20 protein-coding genes and 2 riboswitches are annotated in these 19,690 nt (G+C 57.1%); of the genes, 7 read left to right on the top strand and 13 right to left on the bottom strand.

Annotated elements, in window-relative coordinates; genetic code table 11:
* Positions 1-154 precede the first annotated feature (154 nt).
* Positions 155-970: an alpha/beta fold hydrolase gene (locus ABID47_RS09980; protein WP_167527211.1), complete on the bottom strand. Its 816-nt coding sequence runs from the start codon at positions 968-970 to the stop codon at positions 155-157.
* A gap of 183 nt (positions 971-1,153) precedes the next feature.
* Positions 1,154-1,318, bottom strand: a riboswitch (cyclic di-AMP (ydaO/yuaA leader).
* Positions 1,319-1,405: 87 nt separating this feature from the next.
* Positions 1,406-1,593, bottom strand: a riboswitch (cyclic di-AMP (ydaO/yuaA leader).
* A 261-nt stretch (positions 1,594-1,854) separates the two neighbouring features.
* On the opposite strand from ABID47_RS09980, the gene ABID47_RS09975 reads away from it, so the two are divergent.
* On the top strand, positions 1,855-2,706 hold the full coding sequence (locus tag ABID47_RS09975) for a hypothetical protein (protein ID WP_354496317.1): 852 nt from the start codon (positions 1,855-1,857) through the stop codon (positions 2,704-2,706).
* Between the two features lie 40 nt (positions 2,707-2,746).
* On the opposite strand, the gene ABID47_RS09970 is transcribed toward ABID47_RS09975, so the two are convergent.
* The 10 genes from ABID47_RS09970 to ABID47_RS09925 all read right to left on the bottom strand — a co-directional run bounded on the left by ABID47_RS09970 (position 2,747) and on the right by ABID47_RS09925 (position 11,821).
* The gene (locus ABID47_RS09970) at positions 2,747-4,126 is read right to left on the bottom strand and encodes an MATE family efflux transporter (protein WP_354496315.1); all 1,380 of its coding nucleotides are present in this window, start codon (positions 4,124-4,126) and stop codon (positions 2,747-2,749) included.
* Entirely contained in the window at positions 4,126-4,950 is an 825-nt protein-coding gene (locus tag ABID47_RS09965) for a sugar phosphate isomerase/epimerase family protein (protein ID WP_354496313.1), read from the bottom strand. The genes ABID47_RS09970 and ABID47_RS09965 overlap by 1 nt, the downstream gene beginning before the upstream one ends.
* Before the next feature lie 27 nt (positions 4,951-4,977).
* Positions 4,978-6,033, bottom strand: coding sequence for an oxidoreductase (locus tag ABID47_RS09960; RefSeq protein WP_354496311.1), 1,056 nt, complete (start codon positions 6,031-6,033; stop codon positions 4,978-4,980).
* Positions 6,034-6,066: 33 nt separating this feature from the next.
* Positions 6,067-7,002 (bottom strand): AraC family transcriptional regulator, encoded by a 936-nt coding sequence (locus tag ABID47_RS09955; RefSeq protein WP_354496309.1) that lies wholly within the window; start codon positions 7,000-7,002, stop codon positions 6,067-6,069.
* Between the two features lie 91 nt (positions 7,003-7,093).
* A complete protein-coding gene (locus ABID47_RS09950; RefSeq protein ID WP_152401202.1) occupies positions 7,094-7,846 on the bottom strand; it encodes a sugar phosphate isomerase/epimerase family protein in 753 nt (250 codons plus the stop codon).
* Positions 7,847-7,898: 52 nt separating this feature from the next.
* Positions 7,899-9,011, bottom strand: a complete 1,113-nt coding sequence (locus ABID47_RS09945) for a Gfo/Idh/MocA family protein (RefSeq protein WP_354496307.1) — start codon at positions 9,009-9,011, stop codon at positions 7,899-7,901.
* Positions 9,012-9,244: 233 nt separating this feature from the next.
* Entirely contained in the window at positions 9,245-10,039 is a 795-nt protein-coding gene (locus tag ABID47_RS09940; protein WP_145947115.1) for a DUF2935 domain-containing protein, read from the bottom strand.
* Between the two features lie 174 nt (positions 10,040-10,213).
* On the bottom strand, positions 10,214-11,116 hold the full coding sequence (locus ABID47_RS09935; protein WP_076170320.1) for a LysR family transcriptional regulator: 903 nt from the start codon (positions 11,114-11,116) through the stop codon (positions 10,214-10,216).
* Positions 11,117-11,217: 101 nt separating this feature from the next.
* Positions 11,218-11,544 carry a DUF6220 domain-containing protein gene (locus tag ABID47_RS09930; protein ID WP_354496304.1) on the bottom strand — a complete coding sequence of 109 codons (327 nt, stop codon included), beginning with the start codon at positions 11,542-11,544 and terminating at the stop codon, positions 11,218-11,220.
* Between the two features lie 52 nt (positions 11,545-11,596).
* The gene (locus tag ABID47_RS09925) at positions 11,597-11,821 is read right to left on the bottom strand and encodes a DUF5957 family protein (protein WP_354496302.1); all 225 of its coding nucleotides are present in this window, start codon (positions 11,819-11,821) and stop codon (positions 11,597-11,599) included.
* A 364-nt stretch (positions 11,822-12,185) separates the two neighbouring features.
* Here ABID47_RS09925 and ABID47_RS09920 point away from each other — a divergent pair, with 364 nt between their 5' ends.
* Both ABID47_RS09920 and ABID47_RS09915 read left to right on the top strand, forming a co-directional pair.
* Positions 12,186-12,875 carry a response regulator transcription factor gene (locus ABID47_RS09920; RefSeq protein WP_354496300.1) on the top strand — a complete coding sequence of 230 codons (690 nt, stop codon included), beginning with the start codon at positions 12,186-12,188 and terminating at the stop codon, positions 12,873-12,875.
* Positions 12,865-14,226, top strand: coding sequence for a sensor histidine kinase (locus ABID47_RS09915; RefSeq protein WP_354496298.1), 1,362 nt, complete (start codon positions 12,865-12,867; stop codon positions 14,224-14,226). Before ABID47_RS09920 ends, ABID47_RS09915 begins: the two co-directional genes overlap by 11 nt.
* 124 nt (positions 14,227-14,350) lie before the next feature.
* On the opposite strand, the gene ABID47_RS09910 is transcribed toward ABID47_RS09915, so the two are convergent.
* The gene (locus tag ABID47_RS09910; protein ID WP_354496296.1) at positions 14,351-14,677 is read right to left on the bottom strand and encodes an ArsR/SmtB family transcription factor; all 327 of its coding nucleotides are present in this window, start codon (positions 14,675-14,677) and stop codon (positions 14,351-14,353) included.
* An 89-nt stretch (positions 14,678-14,766) separates the two neighbouring features.
* Between ABID47_RS09910 and ABID47_RS09905 the strand changes: the two genes are divergently transcribed.
* Positions 14,767-16,227 carry an MFS transporter gene (locus ABID47_RS09905; protein WP_354496294.1) on the top strand — a complete coding sequence of 487 codons (1,461 nt, stop codon included), beginning with the start codon at positions 14,767-14,769 and terminating at the stop codon, positions 16,225-16,227.
* Positions 16,228-16,235: 8 nt separating this feature from the next.
* On the opposite strand, the gene ABID47_RS09900 is transcribed toward ABID47_RS09905, so the two are convergent.
* Positions 16,236-17,201 carry an NADP-dependent oxidoreductase gene (locus ABID47_RS09900; protein WP_354496292.1) on the bottom strand — a complete coding sequence of 322 codons (966 nt, stop codon included), beginning with the start codon at positions 17,199-17,201 and terminating at the stop codon, positions 16,236-16,238.
* A gap of 158 nt (positions 17,202-17,359) precedes the next feature.
* Between ABID47_RS09900 and ABID47_RS09895 the strand changes: the two genes are divergently transcribed.
* The 3 genes from ABID47_RS09895 (at position 17,360) to ABID47_RS09885 (ending at position 19,620) form a co-directional block, all read left to right on the top strand.
* Entirely contained in the window at positions 17,360-17,932 is a 573-nt protein-coding gene (locus ABID47_RS09895; protein WP_354496290.1) for a TetR/AcrR family transcriptional regulator, read from the top strand.
* Between the two features lie 124 nt (positions 17,933-18,056).
* Positions 18,057-18,557, top strand: coding sequence for a DinB family protein (locus ABID47_RS09890; RefSeq protein WP_341874524.1), 501 nt, complete (start codon positions 18,057-18,059; stop codon positions 18,555-18,557).
* A 70-nt stretch (positions 18,558-18,627) separates the two neighbouring features.
* Positions 18,628-19,620, top strand: a complete 993-nt coding sequence (locus tag ABID47_RS09885) for a helix-turn-helix transcriptional regulator (RefSeq protein ID WP_354496287.1) — start codon at positions 18,628-18,630, stop codon at positions 19,618-19,620.
* Positions 19,621-19,690: the final 70 nt, after the last annotated feature.

Genomic DNA, 19,690 nt, shown 5'->3' with positions numbered 1-19,690 from the left:
CTCATTGAAAAAACGAACTCGCTAGAGCTGAGTTAACCGCCTTCTTATCGGGCGGTTAACTTGCTACCTAATACAGCGAGTAGATCGTTTGGTTAGGGCCAGTGTGACTCAAGATGCGATTTTCTTTCCAGGAGGCAAATCCCATGACCGCGGGCTATCCTCCATAGGCTTCCCGGGTCCGGTAAATATGCTGGTCCATCAAAAAGTCCAGCAGCATGCGGTTGAATGCATGGGGCTGGCATAAATGGGTCGGGTACATCGCATCCTCGATCGTCGCCAGCTGCACATGCCGGAACAGGGTGGCCGCCCGCTGCATTTGCTTGACGAACCACTCGCTTTGGCTGCCTGCGACGCACAGTACAGGCATCGGCAGCCGTGCCAAATTGGCGGGCATCTCCATACGCAGCAGCTCCATGCGCTGCTTGATCGACTCTGTCGGCCGCTTGTGGTACAGCTCCTTGCGCAGGATGCTGTAGACCGGTCTCCACCGGTTATACGTCACCCGCAGCGACCGGAGGAAAAACTCCGCAGGCAAATAATAAGACAGCCAACTGCACGCCTCGCAAATATTCAGCAAATGGTTCTTTTTCCCGAAGCATCCCGCGAAGTAGCTGTCTACGAGTACCAGAGCGCTGACCCGGTCCGGATGAAGGGCGGCAAACGTCTGGGCGAGCACGCTTCCGCTGGAACAGCCGACAAGCGTCGCCTGCGAAATATGCAGCTTATTGAGCAGCTCGCACAGATCGCTGCACTGGGTTTCCATAATGTGCCCGACCTCCACGTCAAGCTTCCCCGAATTGCCGTAACCGCGGAGGTCCAGCACGATTACCTTCGCCCGCTTGCTGAAATATTCGACTTGGGGCTCAAACATATGATGGGACGACAAATGCCCGTGAATGAACACGATGGGCGTGCCGCTGCCGTGAATTTCATAATATAACGTGGTTCCGTTTACTTGTATCTGGGGCACTTCATGTTCTCCTCTCTCCCAAATAACCTGTTTTCTCTGTTTGTACAAAATCGCGGGCGCCGCCCGCTTGGGAATCCATGCTTCTCCTTTTTTAAACAACAAAAAAGAAGCACCGGAAAGAGGACACTCTTCCATGCTTCCAAATCCAAGGCTGAATAAGCCTTGCCATCTGCATGAATAACAGCTGCCTCTCTTAATACGCTTGCGTGGTTAGCTGACGGATTCGGGCCAAAGAGTAGCCCTACTCATCACTTTCGAGATTCACCCCATATGGCCGCAGCGAATGCTGCAGACACGACCGGTTCCCCCGCTTTCCGCCCTCCGGCGGAAATTCAGCGAATAGACATATTCCATGTACACGTTTCATCCTTCAAAATGAGCGCACAGAAAAACACAGAGCAGATACCCTGTGTTGATGCGTCAAATCACAGTTTCCTCCGCTCTCAACTACGCTTACGAGGTTAGCTGACGGATTCGGGCCGTGAGAGTAGCCCTACGAAAACAGGCGTTATCCTGCCTCCGATTCACCCCTGCAAGCCGCAAGCCCCAGCATAAAGCTCCGTGGGACGAGGACTGCGATTGGTTCCCCCGCTTTTCATCGGAAAATTCAGCGTTCATCAAGTCGCAAATCTTACTCTATTGGATGATGAAATGAATATACGCCTGGGACGGCGAACTGTAAAGCAGGGAAACGATACGATTCCCTGCTTTATTTGGGGATCTGATGGGAAAACGGGTCCTAATCCGTAGGAATCATTGTTTTACGGCCTTTCCTACCGCTTTCCTTAGCTTTGCTGGATAACTGAAGGCGGGAAACCATTCAAATGGCTGAACCCGCCCATTGGATCGGAAAATAATGCCGGAATAGGGCTGAAGCCGCTAGGATGAAAAAAAGGGGCTTTTTGCCGGAATTTTGGACATTGCGCTGGAAAGATGCTGGTTTTGATCCGAAAAATCCGCCTCGTCTTCTTGCCAAAGATATCCCTTGGACGTATGATGCGGATAGTTTACCAATCGGACACATGTATGGAACCCTACTGGCCGTCACGATCCGGAACAAGACGGCAGGGAGTATCCATGAAATCACGATCAAGGAGGATGTCACGATGAACCGGGCTTTGATCTCTACCATCGAACTGTTTGAAATCGATCTTCCAAGGTACCAGCACCACAACCTGGGCTGGCTGGAAAACTGCCGGATCGGCATTATGAAGCTGCCTTACTCGGGAGAGGAAGGGCTTGCCGAGGGCCTGCTGTGCTCAGGCAAGCAAACTTTCGACCTGGTACAGTGGGGCTGCTGCCTGCGTTATATTTGCGGCCTGACGCTGGAAGAGGCCATCACCGCGACGGCCATGCACATTCTGAAGCAGCCGGACCACAATCAATACCCGCTCGCGCTGATGGCGCTGCTTGATGTCAGATCACGCCTGGAGCAGCATACCGCGCGCACAGCAGCCGAACACATGGGAAGATCCCTTGATGCCGGCCTTCTCGAGCTGAACCTTACGGCTTACGCCGAAGGAGCCGCAGCATCGCTGCGCATCGGGGGAGGAACGTCGCTTGCGACCTCCGGCCTGACGGCTGACCTTGATACGGAAGTCCGGGCGAACGCTCCCGTCAACCGCCTCCCGCTGCTCGGCCCGGAGTTCCCGACGGATACCCGCGCCTTGATCCGCCGCTCCTCGGCATATCTGTCCCTGTTCGGCGCCAGCACAAAGAACCGCCACCCCGGATAATCCCCGAGTGGCGGTTTTTTTGTGCTGCCTGCGCGGGCGGCTACAGCGCCTGCTCCTCGCTGCGAAGCTGCACCAGCGCTTTTCGCTGCCAGGCTTTGCTCCTCCAGCGGACCCAGAGCAGGATGCCCCGCAGCCATTCGTCGGCAATAAACGCCGCCCAGATGCCGTACAGGCCGTATCCCCAATGGATGCCGAGCAGATAAGTCAGCGGCACGCTGAAGAGCCAGGTCACCGTGATGGACACGATCATGGCGGACCGGGCGTCGCCGGCGGCCTGCAGCGACCGTTCCAGGATGACGTTGAAATTGCGCCCCGGCTCCAGCAGAAAGCTCAGCAGCAGCAAGGCCGCTCCCATCGCGATAATGTCCGGGTCGGTCGTGAACAGCTTCATCAGCGGCTGCCGGAACAGCGTCAGCACGGCGACGGCCGCCAGCGTGATCAGCTCGCTGCGGATCAGATTCCGGATCACCTGCTTGTAAGCCTCTTCCCTCTGGCCTGCGCCGACCAGCTGCCCGACGATGATCTGCCCGCCCCGGCCCAGCGAGACGGCCAGAATCATGACGAAGAACATGATGTTCTGCGTGTAAATTTTCGTTGCCAGCACGCTGGCCCCAAGCGACGAAATAAAGGCCGTGGTCACAAACTGGTTGGCGGAGTACGACAAGGACACGGCCGAGGACGGCACCCCGACGCGAAGTACCTTCCCGATATGCTCACGGCTCCACACGAACAGGTCGTTCCAGCGGATGTAGACGCCCGCCGCCTTGCGGAGCAGCACCAGATTGACGGCCAGACCGACGCACTGGGCAAAGGCGGTAGATATCGCCACACCGACGACGCCCAGCTTAGGAAAGCCTCCAGGGCCGTAAATAAACAGGTAATTGCCGAAAATATTCAGCACGTTCATGCCGATCGTGACGACCATCGTCTGCCGGGTTAATCCGTGAGACTGGATCATGGCTGTGACGGCGGTCAACAGGGCCTGAATGACCAGGGCGCCCCCGGCGACGAGCAAATACTTCTCCGCCTGCCCGAACAGCGAAGGATCGAGGTCGAATATCCGCAGCAGCGGCCCGCTGAGCATCATGACGATGACGCTCACGACCAGGCCGAACAGGAAGTTCAGCGCCAGCGAGGACCCGGCCAGCCGGCCGATCTCATGCTGCCTGCGGGCACCCAAATACTGCGAGATGACAACCGCGGAGCCGAGCGCCACGAAATTGAACATCAGCACGGCAAACATGATGATCTGGTTCGCGACGCCGACCGCAGCAACCGCGCCGTCGGACACCTTGCTCAGCATGAACGTGTCCGATGTCCTGAGAAACATTTGAAGGGCCGATTCCACAAATATCGGCCACGTAATCGCAAGCAGCGACAGCTTGCTAACGGGGTTGTCTCCCGCGATGGATCTGGACATTACAGGCTGTAAGCCTCCCGGATCTTGGCGATGCCAAGCTTCGCAGTCTCCAGGGCGGTCAACCCGCCGTAGCTGTCCATAAACAGCTCCAGCGACAGATAGCCCTCATATCCCGCATCCGCCAGCGTTCTGGCGAGCGCTCCGGACGGAGCGATGCCGTCTCCCGGAAATACCCGGTGGGCGTCCTGGATCTCGGAGCGGGACGGCGCCGCCGGATAATCGTTCACATGGACGATGCCGATCCGGTTCCCAGGCAAGCCTTCAAGGTCCCGAAGCTCGCTGCCGCCGGTATACATGTGGAACGGATCGATAAGAATTTTGGCGTCCGCCACCCCGCTGGCTTGAGCGACGTAAATCGCATCCTTCAGGCAGTTCAGCCGGGCCGCTTTTCCCCAAAATTCAAGATAGGGCTCTATGCCGATCCGGCGGGCCAACTCGGCCAGCTTGGCAAAGGAAGCGGCAAATTCGTCCAGCGTGACGTGGGCAACCTGTCCGAAGGGGGGCGCCGCCACCGCGAGACAGCCCAGCTCCGCCAGCATCTCCATTTCCTTCTCCGCTTGATCGAAGCCGCGCTGTCTCGCTTCAGGGTCACGGTCGGCCCAAGCCCAGAAGGCGATGGCGTTCGCCACCTTCAGTCCATGATCTTCGATATACCGTCTAAGCTCCTGCAGCTCGCCGCCCTCTGCAAGGTAAGCTTCAATGTCCCGTACCCACAGCTCGATGCCCTCATAGCCTGCTTCCGCCGCCACGCGGACCTGCTCTTTGACGCCGAGTCCGTAAGGCAGGAGTGTAGATGTATTCAATGACAATTTGAAAGGAAACAAGCTTGATCTCCTTCTTTCCGTAAGTAGTTAAGGGGTAAATGGCACCCTTCTCTGCTCGGCATGGCTCTGCATGCCCAGCTCGATGACACGAATCGCCATCCGGGCCTGCTCGGGCTTTACGTCAAGCTCTGACACACCATGGATAGCTTCCGCCACGTTGCGGTAATAGGCGTCGTAGCATCCCGGAATCGTCTTCAGACGCCCCGTAAACTGCAGGCCGTCCCGGTTTGCCACGAGGCTTCCCCACATCTCCTGCGGCTCTTCGCCCCATCCGGGCGATCCCGGCAGCCTGCCGGCCTTCAGCAGATTTTCCTGAGGATCTTCTCCATACTTGACAAACGAACCCTCCGTCCCGTACAACCGGTATCTTGGAGCCGGATCCCGGGCAAGCAGGGTCGATTTTACCGACACCTTCAGCCCATCCGGATACCCCAGCGATACGTCAAAATAGTCCGGGGCCAGCGTCCGCTCCCGCTGCGTCCGCACCTCTGCCTGCACGCTGTCCGGAAGCCCGAACAGCGTCAGCGCCTGGTCGATCAGGTGGACGCCCAGGTCATAGAACGTCCCGGACCCTTCGGCCCCCGCATCCCGCCAGCGGCTGGGGTCGGCATTCGGGCTGAACCGGTCCCAGCGGAATTCCGCTTCGGTGATCCGGCCGACCAGACCGCGGCGGACAACCTCCTGCAGCGTCAGGTAATCGCCGTCCCACCGGCGGTTATGGAACACGCTGAGCACCAGCCCTTTGTCTTGGGCAAGCGCGATCAGTTCGTCCGCTTCCTCCGTCGTCGGCGTGAACGGCTTCTCTACGACGACATGCTTGCCGGCCAGTAGGGCGTCCTTGACAAACGAATAGTGCGCCGTGCTCGGCGTCGTAATGACGATCAAGTCGATGTCCGGATCCTCATAGGCTTCCCGGACGTCCTGTACAGCCCGGACGGACGGGTAGGCCTGCAAGCACGAATGGCCGCTGCGCTGGACGATCATCGCCAGCTCCAGCTCCGGTACGGCCGTGATAACCGGGCAGTGAAACGTCCTGGCGGCGAATCCGTAACCGACCACCGCTGTCCTCACATTCTCCTTCATTCGCATCACTCTCCTATACAGCCAGGCGAATGTTTAACCTTCGCCGGCCCCGATGTTATACAGAATCCGGTTGACCGGATACAGCGATTCCGACTCCTTGACCGGAACCAAATCCCGGTACATCGGATTGTAATACTTTTTGCGGTACTGGCTGGCGGTGAGTCCCTTCACGGCTTTGAACACCCTGCTGAAGTAATTTTCATCCGAGAATCCGACCGCAAAGGCGACCTCTTTGATGCTGTGCTCCTCGTACAGCAGGAGCTGGCAGGCGCGCTCGATCCGCCTTTGAATAATCGCGTCGCGCGGCGTGCGGCCCATATACTGCACAAAAGACCTGGAGAAATGCTCATGCGACCAGCCGATCCGCCTCGCCAGCATTTCCACCGAAATGGCCTCTCCCAAATGCCTGTCGATATAATCGAGCGCCTTGACGATTTGGGGAGGAATCCGGTTGGCCGGCGTCGTCAGCGGCTCGTCGAAGAGGTGGCCGCTGATTTCCGTCAGCAGCGACCATAGAAGCGAGCTCCCGCGGCTCTGCATCCGGTCCGTGTGGGCATGGGCGATATGCATGATTTGCTTCATCATGCCGACCGGAAGCTCCTCGTCCAGCGGAATAACGCTCGGGCCGCCGGGCGCAAGGAGCGGAAGCGCCGTCTCCGTCCCGGCATCTTCCGGAAATCCGAAATGAATGAACAGATGGCGCGCCGGCTGCTGCGGGTCGTATTCATAGGCGTGGTATTCGCCCGGCCTGGTCACGATAAAGCTCGGTTCCTGCAGGACGTATGCTTCCCCTTCCACCCTGTAGACGCTGCGCGTCCCATCCGGAAAATACAGCAGCTCGTAATCGTGAATCCGCCGCGGGCCGAGGGAGGTGCCGGGCTTCTTGACGATGTCCCCGACGATATGGATCCTCGGGAGGTGCACAAGATGCGAGGCCGCCCGGCTGGATTGGCTTTCCGTTATATTCATGGCAGTTCCCTTCCTCATCCCCCACGAAGTGGAGTCTTAGCTTCGGTTCCTTTTCAGGCCCATTCGATGTTCGTTCTAAGAAGATAAATGATTAAATCAGTCCGAGTCCCTGCAAATTGCGGTAGCTGATCGCCAGGCTCTCCAGCGGATCGCGCCGGCTCTGATCCTGTTCGACGACGAGCCAGCCGGTTCCTACCTCCCGCGCCGTTTGGGCGATGGCCTTGAAATCGAGAATCCCCTCCCCGATTTCGGCGAAAAACTGCTCCTCGCCGGCTTCCACGTCTTTGATATGGAGCAGCGGGCACCGGTTCTGGAGCTTGGCGAGGTACGACACCGGATCTTCACCGCCCCGTTTGACCCAATACGTATCCAGCTCCATCTGAACCAAGGAAGGATCGGTTTCGCGGAGCAAAATATCGAGCGCATATTCGCCGTCGAATTTGGCGAACTCCCAGTCGTGGTTATGGTACAGCAGCTGAACCCCGCGCCGGCGGAACTTCTCGCCCGCTTCGTTCAGTTTGGCGGCCTTCGCCAGCACCTCGTCCCGGGACGCAAAACGCAGCGAGAGCGCCACGAATTTACCGCCGTCCACCTCCTCGAGATAATCCGCGATGTCGTCCGGGTTGAAATCAAACGTATCGAATCCGGCATGAGTTCCGATGACCTTGAGGCCGATCCGGTCCAGCAGCGCCTTCTGCTCCGCCACGGTGATGCCTTCCGGCGGGCGTCCGAGCTCAATGCCCTGATAGCCGATGGCGGCGATTTTCTCCAGCGTGCCTATGTAATCCTTGCTTAATTGTTCGCGAACCGTATATGGCTGTACGGCGACGGGAAATTTGGTCATGATCTATGCATCCTCTCTTGATTTGAAATGGGACAGGTTCTCCGTGCGGTGTTTACAGATCCAGCATGTTGTATTTCAGGCCGAGCGGCAGCGGAGCGGGACGTTCCACCGTGGATTCCAGGTGAATGTGGTGTTCCTGCTGGGACGCTTCGAAGATGCCGAGCGAAATGTCCAGCACATGGCGCGCCAGCTTGCCGCTTGCCCGGTTCGGACGTCCCGACTGGATTGCATAAGCCATGTCGGCTACGCCCATGCCGCGTCCTTCCTCGGCATACGGATGGGAATGCGGGATCTCTTTCGTCTGCCCGTTCGGGAACTGGATGGATACGGCGCCTCCGAAGAAGTTCGGATCCGGAACGTACAGAATGCCTTCCGTGCCGTACACTTCCAGCCGCGGCGAATAGCCGAACGCCTCTTTGGCCGCCTGTAGGGTTGCCACCGCGCCGCTGTGGAAGTCCAGCACCGCCGATACGTTCGTCGGCGCTTCCACCGGCACCGTCTGGCCGAATGCCGGCGATTTCGGATTGTCCACCACGACCTCCTGATTCAGCTGGCGGGCGGATCCCGTTACCCTCTGTACGGGTCCTAGCAGCGCGATCAGCGCCGTCAAATAGTAAGGCCCCATATCCATGATCGGATCGCCGCCCAGCTTCAGGAAGTTGCGGAAGTTCGGATGCATGCCGCCCGCGGCGTTCCCCATGATAATTGTAGCGCTTGCACCGTAAGGCGTGCCGATCCATCCGTCATTAATCAGCTTGACGCAGGTCTGGATGCCCGCGCCGAGGAAGGTGTCCGGCGCACAGCCGACAAGCAGGTTCTTGGACTCGGCCAGAGCCAGAACCTCATCGGCATCCTCGCGGGTGAGGGCAAACGGCTTCTCCGTGTACACATGCTTCCCGGCCTCAAGTGCCCGCAGGTTCAGCGGGGCATGCGCGGCGGGGGCCGTCAAATTGAGAACGATTTCAATTTCCGGATCGGCCAGCAGCTCCTCCACGGTGTACACGTTCGGAACGCCGAACTCTTCCGCTTTTTTCTGCGCGAGCTCCGGAACCATATCCGCTACGGCTTTGACCTCGACGATATGGTCGAGCATGCCGGTCAAATTTTTCAGATATACAGTGCTGATCATGCCGGTACCGATGACGCCAACCTTGACTTTACGCACGAATACATCAACCTCTCTTCGTTTGGTAGTGATCTTGTGCCCTCATTATCACGCATCGCCCGGTCGAACTCAATGGACTGCAGCGCAAATAAACTGGATTTATTTGATATTATCCATCCCTGTCCGCAGCTAGCCGGTTTGTGTTCAGGAGTAAAAAACCTCCCGGCACCAGGGACATACCCAAAGAGCAAAGAGGCATTCTAAAGCGGTTTTATGATCAATCCCTTGGGGCGTTACTCCACCCTTGGCTTTGCCGGGTCGCAATCAGGACGCGGCACTTCACCGAATTGGGACAGCTTCTGCAAATAATAGCATTCTTCCCGGAACATATGGTCCGGCACCAGCCTGTTCAGCCTGCTCAACAGCTCGGCGCTGATGTCCAGCTCCTCGACCTCCAGCAGAAAGTTCATAAACGCCGACATTTCCAGGTCCACGTCGCTGTGGAACTTTTTCACCGCCGGATAGGTCGTCCGAAGCGTACGCAAGTATCCTACAAGCTCAAGCGCCTTCAAATAAAATTCGTTGAAATGCCGCTCAAATTCCTTGCTCCTCTGGATCAGCCTCCGCTCCACCCCGTCGAGATCCGAAGCGATCGATGCCGAGTGAAAAGCCGCGTCAGGCAGCCACAGCAGATCGTGATGCAGCGGGTGATAGCGGGGAACCGGATTTCCTTTTAACAGCTCAGCGAGAATGCGCTCATATTCCTCCAGCTCGTTCACCATATGATTGATAAACGTTGGCGACAACCCGATGACCACTTTGCGCTGCAGCACCCGGTCGAGAAGATCCAGCTTAAACGCCCGCAGTTCATGTACCGCCTGATTCGCCTGTTCGTTCAGCTCCGTCAGCGGCTGTCCCTCAGGGAACGAGCGCGCCTGTCCCAGCAGCCGGTCGAACCATTGGACGAACGAAGCCGCCGTCTGTACGTCCTTGACTTCCTTCGAAGCCAGCGCGTTGTAGATAAAACGGGCATGATCCCCCAAAATCTGCAGCCAAAACCTGTGCTCAAAGAGCGCCTCTTCATTCATTGCAGGCGTATCCCTCCCATCGATAACGATCCGTCACTGGACAATATATGAGATGGAGCACCCAACTTATGCGTTACAAAAAACCACCCCCGCCGCATACAGCGGCAAGCGTGGCTGCAAAAATACCTTGGGACTACGTCCCGGCATTTCATCCATACTTTTCAAAATCACGGATCAATCGGAAATCGCCTGGTGCAGCGCTTCGATATACTCCAGCGCCAGCTTGGACAGCGCCGCATTTTGATGGCAGATCCAACCGACATTAATCGTCTCGTCGCAGTCGAGCGGCACAGGAATAATCTCGTTACCATTCAGGTCGGCGCTGAGAACACCGGTTGAGATCGTGTAACCGTTCAGTCCGATCAGCAGGTTGAACAGCGTGGCGCGGTCGTTGACCCGGATGCTTTTCGGATGCGTCAGTGTGCTCAGAATTTCCTCGGAGAAGTGAAAGGAGTTGTACTCCCCCTGCTCAAACGACAGGTAGGGATAATCCTGCAGCTGGTCGATCGTCACAATAGACTGCTTTGCGAGCGGGTTATGGATGCTGATAAAAATATGAGGCCGGGCCGTAAACAGGCTCGTGAATTTCAAATTGGCGTCTTTCAGCAGCCGGTTGATGACCTTGCTGTTGAATTCATTGAGGTACAGAATGCCGATTTCGCTCCGCTGGCTTTTGACATCCTGGATGATTTCATGGGTCTTCGTTTCCCTCAGCGCCAGTTCGTATTCGTCCTGCCCATACTCGTTGACCAAATGCACGAACGCATTGACGGCAAACGCATAGTGCTGCGTCGATACGGAAAAATGCTGCGGCGACGGCTTGGCGTTCATATAGCGGCTCTCCAGCAGCTCGGCCTGCTCGGTCACCTGCCGGGCATAGCCGAGAAATTCGGCGCCTTCCTTGGACAGGGTAATCCCTTTGTTCGTCCGTTCAAAAATCGTAATGTTCAGCTCTTCCTCCAGATCCTTGATCGCATTCGACAGACTTGGCTGCGAAATAAACAGCCGTTTGGCCGCTTCATTCATGGACCCGCGGTTGGCGACTTCAATGACGTATTTTAACTGTTGTAAGGTCAATGCCACAGCCCTCTCTTTGAAACAACGATATGATCTTCATTTATTTCAAAGTATACCCGGGCACCGGTCCTCTCCACAACTGTTCGGGCATAAATTCCCCATTACTGCCGCCGTGTGCTTCGCAGTGCGGTGTACAGCGACAGCAGGATAAGCACGAGGGCCATCACCGGATGGATGGCGCCCAGCGCAGGTACATGCGCCGTCATGTACTGCATGTCGATCAGAACAAACATGGCCAAACTGAGCCACGCGCTGCCTTTAAAGCATTTTCCCGTAATGGCAAAAATGATCATTAGAAGCGGGGCAAACCCAAAGAAATGAACAAAGTTTTCGTGGAGCCGCCAGTTCACCGGATTCTGGAACACAGCCGACCCTGCGATATACACCTGAATCGTGATGCAGGCGACCATCAACCAAGACATCCCCATAAAGATGCCTCGAGAAATCCTTCTCCCCCCTGAAATTTTATCTTTAGATGGATTAAGATCGATGCTTGTCATGTGGTTTTCCTCCCTTATAATCGGACGTCAACGCGGCGATCCCCGCAAACAACGCAGCCATGATCAGCGGAAGATAGGGCGTCCCAGCCGGCCGGTCATGGATCAGATAACCGAGAGCGGCAATAATGGTTGACAGAAAGATACCGCAGGCAGCGCCGCCGACGGCCGCCAGCAGTATTTTGATCACATGGTGCTGCTTCAGCATAGTCTCCCCTCCACTTGGATTGCACTCAACTGCAATGGATTGCAATGAAGGCAATGAATTGCGATGGTCTGCGGCGCACCCCGTGTTTTGCCGCCTGGAGTTTATTGTAGCAGCGACTTGTTGTGAACCTGTGAAGTTCTCTTGCTGTTGTTATGAAAATAAAATTTGGACTTTTTGCGGTTTTTACCCGGCCCCATGCCGGGGTTGTCGGGGGTTTTCCTTCAGAATGTTGCGAACTTGTTGCGGTTCCTTACGGCTTTGGTGAATTGTCCCCGCATCCGCGGGAACCGGTATATAATGAGGGGGATAAAAGCCGGAAAGGCTGCAACGGCCCGAGGCTCTCGAGATAAAGGAGAATGAACACATGACGCATACTCTGCTGCTTGTCGATGATGAAAAGGAAGTGCTGGCCTTTATGGAGCCGTTTCTCCAGCAGGAGGGATACGAGACGATCACGGCTTTATCCGGGCGGGAAGCGCTCCGGATCGCTGGCGAACGGAAGCCGTCCCTGGTCGTCCTCGACTGGATGATGCCGGGAATGAGCGGCATAGACGTGTGCCGGGAGCTGCGGAAGCTGCCGAAGCTGGGAATCATCATGCTGACCGCCAGAGTGGAAGAAACGGATAAAATCATCGGGCTGGAGGTCGGCGCCGACGATTATTTGACAAAGCCCTTTTCCCTCCGGGAGCTGGTAGCGCGAATACGCTCGGTCCTCCGGAGAATCCATGGGGAAGAGACTCCGGACGACCGGATCGTGCGGGGAGACTTGACGATATCCGAGGCGCAGTGCCGGGTGTGGAAACGCGGGGAGGAGGTTCTGCTGACCCCGACCGAATTCAAAATGCTCGCCACCCTGGCTTCGCGTCCGGGCATTGTATACAGCCGCCTGCAGCTGCTGGCTGCGGTCGATGATGACCTGCTGAACGACGAGCGGACCGCGGACGCCCATATCAGCCGGATCCGCAAAAAGATCGAGGACGATCCGTCCAACCCAGTGTTTATTAACACCGTGTACGGATTCGGATACCGGTTCGGTGACCGCCGTGAACGTTAGCCGGAAACTGTTTTGGGCCATGGCCGCCTTTATCGTGGTCATGAGCCTGACGTTTATGCTGATCACAAACGCGGTCGTGCGCGGGCTGCTGGGCGAGCTGACACCGTCCTCCGACCAAGAGCAAATCAGCCGCCTGTCGCATACGCTCGCCGAATATTATGATCGGCACGGCGGTTCCTGGAACGGTGTTGAGAAGCTGGCCCCCGGCGATTTACTGGAAGAAGTTCAAGACAGCGGCCTCATCTTGTACGACGTGCACGACAGGAAGCTGGCCATCTTCGGCAGCGTGACCGAGCCCATGATCAGGGGGCTCGGGGTAGAATACCGCATCGAGACGAATAGACGGGACGTCGGGTCTTTCCGATACTACGATCCGGAGATCAGCGTGATCTCCAAGGTGAAGCTTGGCATTTCACATGGCGTCGGCTTTCTGCTGATCGTCAGCGCGGTGGTGTTTATTGTTGATGCCCTGCTGGCTGCCTATTGGATCTCCCGCCGTCTGACTTCCCCGCTTCGCCGGCTGGTTTCTGCGATCGAGCAGATTAAGGAAGGCCGGCATGGTGTGCAGGTTCCGGTCACGACCAAAGATGAGTACGGCGAGGTCGCTTCCGCCTTCAACCGGATGTCCCTGCAGCTGGGCCGGGCCGAGGATGCGAGGCGCAATCTCGTGGCCGACGTCGCGCATGAGCTACGAACCCCCCTCTCCATCATGAGGGGAAAGATGGATATGCTGCAGCAGCAAGGCGAAGCGATCGAACCCGAGCAGCTGCTTCCGCTGCAGGATGAACTGATCCGGCTCACCCGGCTCGTGGATGACCTGCATCAGCTCTCACTGGCCGAGGCAGGCAAGCTGTCGTTTGAGTTCAGCCGGACGGACGTTCGTGCCCTGCTGGATCAGACGCTCGAGCGGCTTCTGCCCCGCGCGCAGGATGCCGGCATTGCCATGACGCTGGTGAGCCAAGCCGGCTCCACGATGATCCCGGTCGACTCCGGCCGGATAACCCAGGTCTTTCTCAACCTGCTGACCAATGCCGTCCGGCATACGCCGCATGGCGGTTTGATCCAAGTGATCCTGTCGGAGGCACAGGATGCAAACGGACGGCCATGGCTGGAGATCGCGGTGAAGGACACCGGCACCGGCATCGCCCCCGAGAATCTCCCGAACCTCTTCGACCGCTTCTACCGGGCCGATGCCTCCCGCTCGCGGCACAGCGGCGGAATGGGGCTTGGGCTCGCCATCGCCAAGGAGTTCGTCGCGGCGCATCAAGGCACCATCGAGGCCGAAAGCTCACCGGGCGAGGGGACCACGTTCCGGGTCCGGCTGCCATTCAGCCGGGAGGAGCAGGCCTGAACGCGGGTGACTGCCCTGTCTGGCCTCAAATCGAAACAACCCCCGACGTTGTCAGGGGTTGTTTGTGCTTACGGATAAGGGGCAGGCATCAGCTGATCTGTCTCCAAACGACCGCTCCGCTTTCCTATTCATACAGCCAGCTTAAATCTTTCGTGAACTGCTTCAGCCTTTCCGGCTGCAGCGAATAATAATGCCGTTTTCCCTCCCTGCATTCCTTGATATACCCCTCATCCTTAAGCTCCTTCAAGTGGTAGGACAGCTTAGACGGCGATACGTCTCCCAGCTTAAGCTGCAGGTCCGCGGGGCATACGGCCGCAGGCTCGAACGTACAGACAGGAGACTGGAAATCCGGCTGCCTGCCCATTTTAATCATCACCAAAATTTTCATCCGGATCGGGTCGCTGAGTGCTTTGGCCGCTTTGGCCATCTCGGTTTCGTAATGGGATCTCATAGAAAATATTATACACGCTCCGTATTGACATTTCAATTTTTGTTGAAATATAATCATTTCAAAACATTTTGAAATGAGGTGCTTTTCGCGTGTCATCACGAGACCCGTTGTCAGCAAGTCCAAGGGGCGAGGTCATTACCGCTGCCCATTCTGCCGCCACTCCGGCGATGTCAAAGAAAGCCTTGGGCTGGAGCCTCGCCATCCTCGCTTTCGCCCAGCTGATCTACTCCCTTGACATTAATATCGTCTTTGTTGCGCTCCCCGAAGTGGGCCGTGCACTGGGCTTTTCGGAACAATCCCTTCAGTGGGTCGTCAGTGCCTATACGATTTTCTGCGGCGGCTTCCTCCTTCTTGGCGGACGTGCCGCAGACCAGCTCGGGCAAAAAAGGATGTTCATATCAGCACTGCTCCTGTTCGCGCTAGCCTCCTTGCTTGGAGGGCTGGCATGGAGTCCGCTGGTCATCATCCTGGCCAGAGCGCTGCAAGGCATTGGAGCCGCTTTTCTTTTTCCGGCGACCCTATCCCTTATCAACCGGCTGTATGAAGAAGGACCTAAGCGCAACCGAGCCCTCGCAGTCTGGGGCGGAGCGGGAGCCAGCGGATTGACCTTGGGCTCTCTCCTCGGCGGCATTCTGACGAACGCCATAGGGTGGGAAGCCGTCTTCTTTGTCAACGTATTGTTTGCCGGCGGTGCAGCCCTGGCCGCACTCGCTGCCATTCCGCGGGACCCTGTCCGATCCGGAAAAGGCAGCTTCGATTTGCCCGGTGCGCTGAGCTTTACCGGCGCTGCGACTTTACTCGTGTATTGCCTCGTTCAGGGACCTGAGGCAGGGTGGGGCTCCGCCGGCATCCTGATATGCGCCCTTCTGTCCCTGGTGTTATTTCTCACGTTTGCCTGGATCGAAAACCGCACCTCCAATCCGCTGATGCCGCCGCGTCTTCTCCGGAGACGGAGCCTGGTCACGGGCATGATCATAACCTTTCTTTACATGGGTACCTTTGGAGCCATCCCCTACTTCCTGACGGTACTGTTCCAGAATGTGCATCAATTCAATGCCCTGCAAACCGGACTTGCCTTTATCGTGCCATCGCTATCCATTGCCCTTGGAACCCAATGGGGCGAAAGGCTTGCCACGCGCTACGGCATGCGCAGCACGATTCTGACCGGCATCATGATCGGCATCGTGGGCACCGCCCTCATCCCGTTGGGGGCGTATGCCGACTCCGGCTATCTGCTTATCGTGCCCGGATTGATCATTTCCGGCCTCGGCCAGGGCGTCGTATGGACCGGCATGTGGATCGCCGCTTCCGCGGGCGTGGCTCCATCAGAGCAGGGCGTGGCCTCGGGTATGGCCTCGACAACGCTGAATATCGGCAACGCCATCGGCATGGCCTTCCTGATCTTCATCGCCAATTCCGGTATCGCCGGTCAAAGCGGCGGCTCGCTTCTGGTCGCGCAGGCAGCAGGCGTCCGCACCGCCATGTATCTGGCTGCCGCCGGGATGATCATCGGTGGAGTCGCGGCCTTGTTCCTTCCGCGAAAAAAATAAGGATGTTGTTATCGATCCGCCGTGCTGCTTACACGAATAATGATCTTCCCCCTGGCTCGCCGGCTTTCGCTGAGCTCATGAGCCAGGGCGGTCTCTTTTAAAGGAAACATCCGGTCGATGACCGCTCGAAGCTGCCCTTCCTCCACTAAACGGGATATCCGGTCCAAATCCGCTGTCGTGACCGGCAGCATCGCAACTTCGTGAACCTCAATCTGCCCGGCGGCCGCCTGATCGGTGTCATAATTCCCCCACGTGACCGGAACCAGCGATCCTCCAGGCGTGATCACCTCCAAGAGCCGGTTTCCTTCGGTTCCGCCAACCGTATCGACCGCAAGCTGGACTGGATCAACGGCCTTCGTCCATGATCCGGACGAATAATCGGCAAATTGATCGGCCCCAAGCTCACGCAAAAATGCTTCATTCCTGCCGGAGGCTACGCCTGTCACCTCGGCTCCCTTCCATTTGGCGAGCTGCACGGCGAAGTGGCCGACGCCGCCGGATGCACCGTAGATCAGCACCCTTTGGCCGGCCTTCAGGCCTCCTTGAACGAACAGTGCGTTCCAGGCCGCACAGGCCGACTGCGGAAGGGCGGCCGCCGCTTCATGGCTGATGCTGCGGGGCTTTCGTGCAAGCTGCGCGGCAGGCAGAGCCGCATATTCTGCACACGCGCCGCTGTTCGCCGTCATGCCAAAAACCTCGTCACCGACCCGCAGAGACGTGACGCCCGCTCCGACCTCTTCGACGGTGCCGGAAATATCCCAACCGGGAATATACGGCAGCGGAAAACGGTCTCCCGCCATCCCCGAGCGGATCTGCCAATCTCCCGGATTGATCGATGCCGCATGCACGCGGACCAACACTTCGCGCTCGTTGACTAACGGAACCGGAACATCTTCATACTGCAGCACTTCGGGCCCTCCGTGCCGGTGATACCGGATCGCTTTCATGGTTTCTTTTCGCTGATAACCAGGCATGTTCACCTTACCTCCATAGATTGATTCTTTTCCTGCCACCCCCTACAATAGGGAAAACATGGGCCGGAGAAAATCGTCAATCCTCCGCGTTTGACCGTTATCCGACACCTGAGCCTCATTGTTGAATATTACATAGGTATAAAGGAGGCGGCACATACATGGAATACAGAGGCGTTCCGCAGGACCGGCGAAGCAGGCGCTCGGAGAATCTGCTGAAGCAGTCGTTCGCAGAGCTGATGAAAGAAAAGGGCTTTACCGCCATGACGGTTCGAAATATTACCGAACGTGCGGATGTCAACAGGGGCACCTTTTATTCGCATTATCCGGACAAATACGCCCTGCTGGAACAATCGATCCGAGATAAGCTCCATACCCGCCTGCAGCAGCATCTGCCCCCGGATGCCGGATGGAACAGCGATCATCTTCAGATGCTGGCCGTGAACCTCCTTGAGCATTTCCGGTCCCTTCACGGTCGCTGCAGTCCGGTGGAAACGATCAACCCTGTCTTTGAACGAACGATGCAGCAGGAAATCAAATCGCTGCTCACGGCCTGGCTGCAGCGGCTCGAACCGGAGGATTTCGGCTGGAACGTTCCATTGGATACCGTAGCCCTTGCGGCCAGCTGGACCCTTTACGGCGCTGCCCTTGAATGGAGCCGGGGAACAGCTGCGTGCCCCGCAGAAGAAACAGCCAGTCATATTGTCCAGTTGATCCTTCGAGGAACGGCTTAGCGGTTGCTCACATTAAAAATAAATAAATACAGCAGCATTCCAAAAATCACTGACCGAAACTGTCAGTGATTTTTGTGTATACTGCTATTAAACCGAACAAAACTTCAAAAAAATGGAGGAATGCATGATGTTTACAAGCATTAAAGATTTTGCAGCGGAATGGACCAACGAAGCGGAAATGACCCAGAAGATCATGAATGCGCTGACCGATGAATCGCTCGGGCAGGCCATAACGGACAAGCACCGGACCCTGGGCGGGCTGGCATGGCATCTCGTGGAATCCGTTCATTATATGACATCGCTCGGGCTGGCGTTTGATGCACCCGATAACAGTGACGAAGTAAAAAAATCGGCCGCTGCGCTTGCCGGCCAGTACGAGCGGGTCAGCCGGGCCATTCTCCAAGCGGTCGAGACGCAGTGGACGGACGCCAAGCTTCTGGAGACGCAAACCATCGCCGGCCAGGAGTGGAACAACGGAGGTTCGCTGCGCTTTACCCTCATGCACCAAGCCCACCACCGCGGACAGATGACCGTCCTGATGCGGCAGGCCGGATTGAAGCTGCCGGATTTGTACGGTCCGACTTACGATTCATGGGTGGAACAAGGAATGGAACCGCTCGCCTAGACGCGTTACAATGGAGCTGATACCCGGGATCGTATCCCGGGTAACTCTCTTTTACGAAAGGATTTCTCCGATGTCCAAAGCTGATAACATGCTCTCGATCCTCTGGATGCTCCGGTCCGGCAAAAAAATGACGGCACAGCAGCTTGCCGACGAGCTGGAGATCCATGTCCGCACAGTGTACCGGTGCATTGATTCGCTCTGCGCAAGCGGCGTCCCGATCATTGCCGATTCCGGCCCGAACGGGGGATTCCAAATCCTTGGAACCTTTGCCGACTCGCCGCTCATGTTCGATGCGGAAGAGCAGAAAGCCCTCGTCCATGCTTCGGTGTTTGCCCAGGAAGCTGGGTATCCTCACACCGATGCCCTTGGCAGGGCCGTGGACAAACTGAAACGGTATACGAACGAGAAGCAGCTCACGCAAATTGAACGCCACAGCAGCGGGCTGTCCGTCCTTCAGCCGCCCATCGATTCGGAGCAAAAAGGGCGGCTGCAATGCCTTGAGGAAGCCGCTGGACAAAGGCAGACCCTCCGGATGGTATACGGCGGCTCCAATGGAGATGCCGGAACCGGATCGGTACGGGAGTTCGATCCTTACAGCATCATCCATTGGAAAGGGCAATGGTACACCACTGGATACTGCCATCTCCGCAAGGATTTGCGGAACTTCCGCGTTGACCGGATTGTGAGCCTGGACGTGACGGATCGGCATTTTGAGCGCCCCGAGAACTTTTCGGCCAAGGACGTTCTGCTGGAACAGCTGCTGCCGGACCCGGCTGGCGATCCTTCCCTGGTTACGGTCCGGATTCAGGCTCACGATCATGTCCTGAACGAACTGAAGCAGCACTGGCTGCTCGGACATGCACTGATTGAGCGAAGCCCAGGGGAAGCGGTATACCGGCTTGATTCCACCTCTCTGCATTCTTACGTCCCCTACTTTCTTCTTCCCTACGGAAAAGCGCTGACCATCGCCGAGCCGGAATCGCTGGTGCTACGTATGGCCGAAGTCAGCCGGGGAATCGCGAAACACTACGGATCGATGCTGTCAGGATTGCCTTCAGAGTAACCTCACCATCCTCCTGCATAATTTGATGCAGGATTTGGAATAATTAGGGTCATTCGAAGGCAAAGTGTCA

The sequence above is a fragment of the Paenibacillus favisporus genome (genome assembly GCF_040545415.1).
Taxonomy (GTDB): domain Bacteria; phylum Bacillota; class Bacilli; order Paenibacillales; family Paenibacillaceae; genus Paenibacillus_AQ; species Paenibacillus_AQ favisporus.
The sequence above is the reverse complement of the archived record's forward strand: the minus strand, read 5'-3'. Positions and strand labels throughout refer to the sequence as shown.

What these genes read in the sequence shown, in the direction of transcription:
- ABID47_RS09975 (WP_354496317.1), top strand. Translation starts at nt 1,855, where the DNA reads ATGAAAAAAAGGGGCTTTTTGCCGGAATTTTGGACATTGCGCTGGAAA.
- ABID47_RS09970 (WP_354496315.1), bottom strand. Translation starts at nt 4,126, where the DNA reads ATGTCCAGATCCATCGCGGGAGACAACCCCGTTAGCAAGCTGTCGCTG.
- ABID47_RS09960 (WP_354496311.1), bottom strand. Translation starts at nt 6,033, where the DNA reads ATGAAGGAGAATGTGAGGACAGCGGTGGTCGGTTACGGATTCGCCGCC.
- ABID47_RS09955 (WP_354496309.1), bottom strand. Translation starts at nt 7,002, where the DNA reads ATGAATATAACGGAAAGCCAATCCAGCCGGGCGGCCTCGCATCTTGTG.
- ABID47_RS09950 (WP_152401202.1), bottom strand. Translation starts at nt 7,846, where the DNA reads ATGACCAAATTTCCCGTCGCCGTACAGCCATATACGGTTCGCGAACAA.
- ABID47_RS09940 (WP_145947115.1), bottom strand. Translation starts at nt 10,039, where the DNA reads ATGAATGAAGAGGCGCTCTTTGAGCACAGGTTTTGGCTGCAGATTTTG.
- ABID47_RS09930 (WP_354496304.1), bottom strand. Translation starts at nt 11,544, where the DNA reads ATGGGGATGTCTTGGTTGATGGTCGCCTGCATCACGATTCAGGTGTAT.
- ABID47_RS09925 (WP_354496302.1), bottom strand. Translation starts at nt 11,821, where the DNA reads ATGCTGAAGCAGCACCATGTGATCAAAATACTGCTGGCGGCCGTCGGC.
- ABID47_RS09920 (WP_354496300.1), top strand. Translation starts at nt 12,186, where the DNA reads ATGACGCATACTCTGCTGCTTGTCGATGATGAAAAGGAAGTGCTGGCC.
- ABID47_RS09910 (WP_354496296.1), bottom strand. Translation starts at nt 14,677, where the DNA reads ATGAGATCCCATTACGAAACCGAGATGGCCAAAGCGGCCAAAGCACTC.
- ABID47_RS09900 (WP_354496292.1), bottom strand. Translation starts at nt 17,201, where the DNA reads ATGCCTGGTTATCAGCGAAAAGAAACCATGAAAGCGATCCGGTATCAC.
- ABID47_RS09895 (WP_354496290.1), top strand. Translation starts at nt 17,360, where the DNA reads ATGGAATACAGAGGCGTTCCGCAGGACCGGCGAAGCAGGCGCTCGGAG.
- ABID47_RS09890 (WP_341874524.1), top strand. Translation starts at nt 18,057, where the DNA reads ATGATGTTTACAAGCATTAAAGATTTTGCAGCGGAATGGACCAACGAA.
- ABID47_RS09885 (WP_354496287.1), top strand. Translation starts at nt 18,628, where the DNA reads ATGTCCAAAGCTGATAACATGCTCTCGATCCTCTGGATGCTCCGGTCC.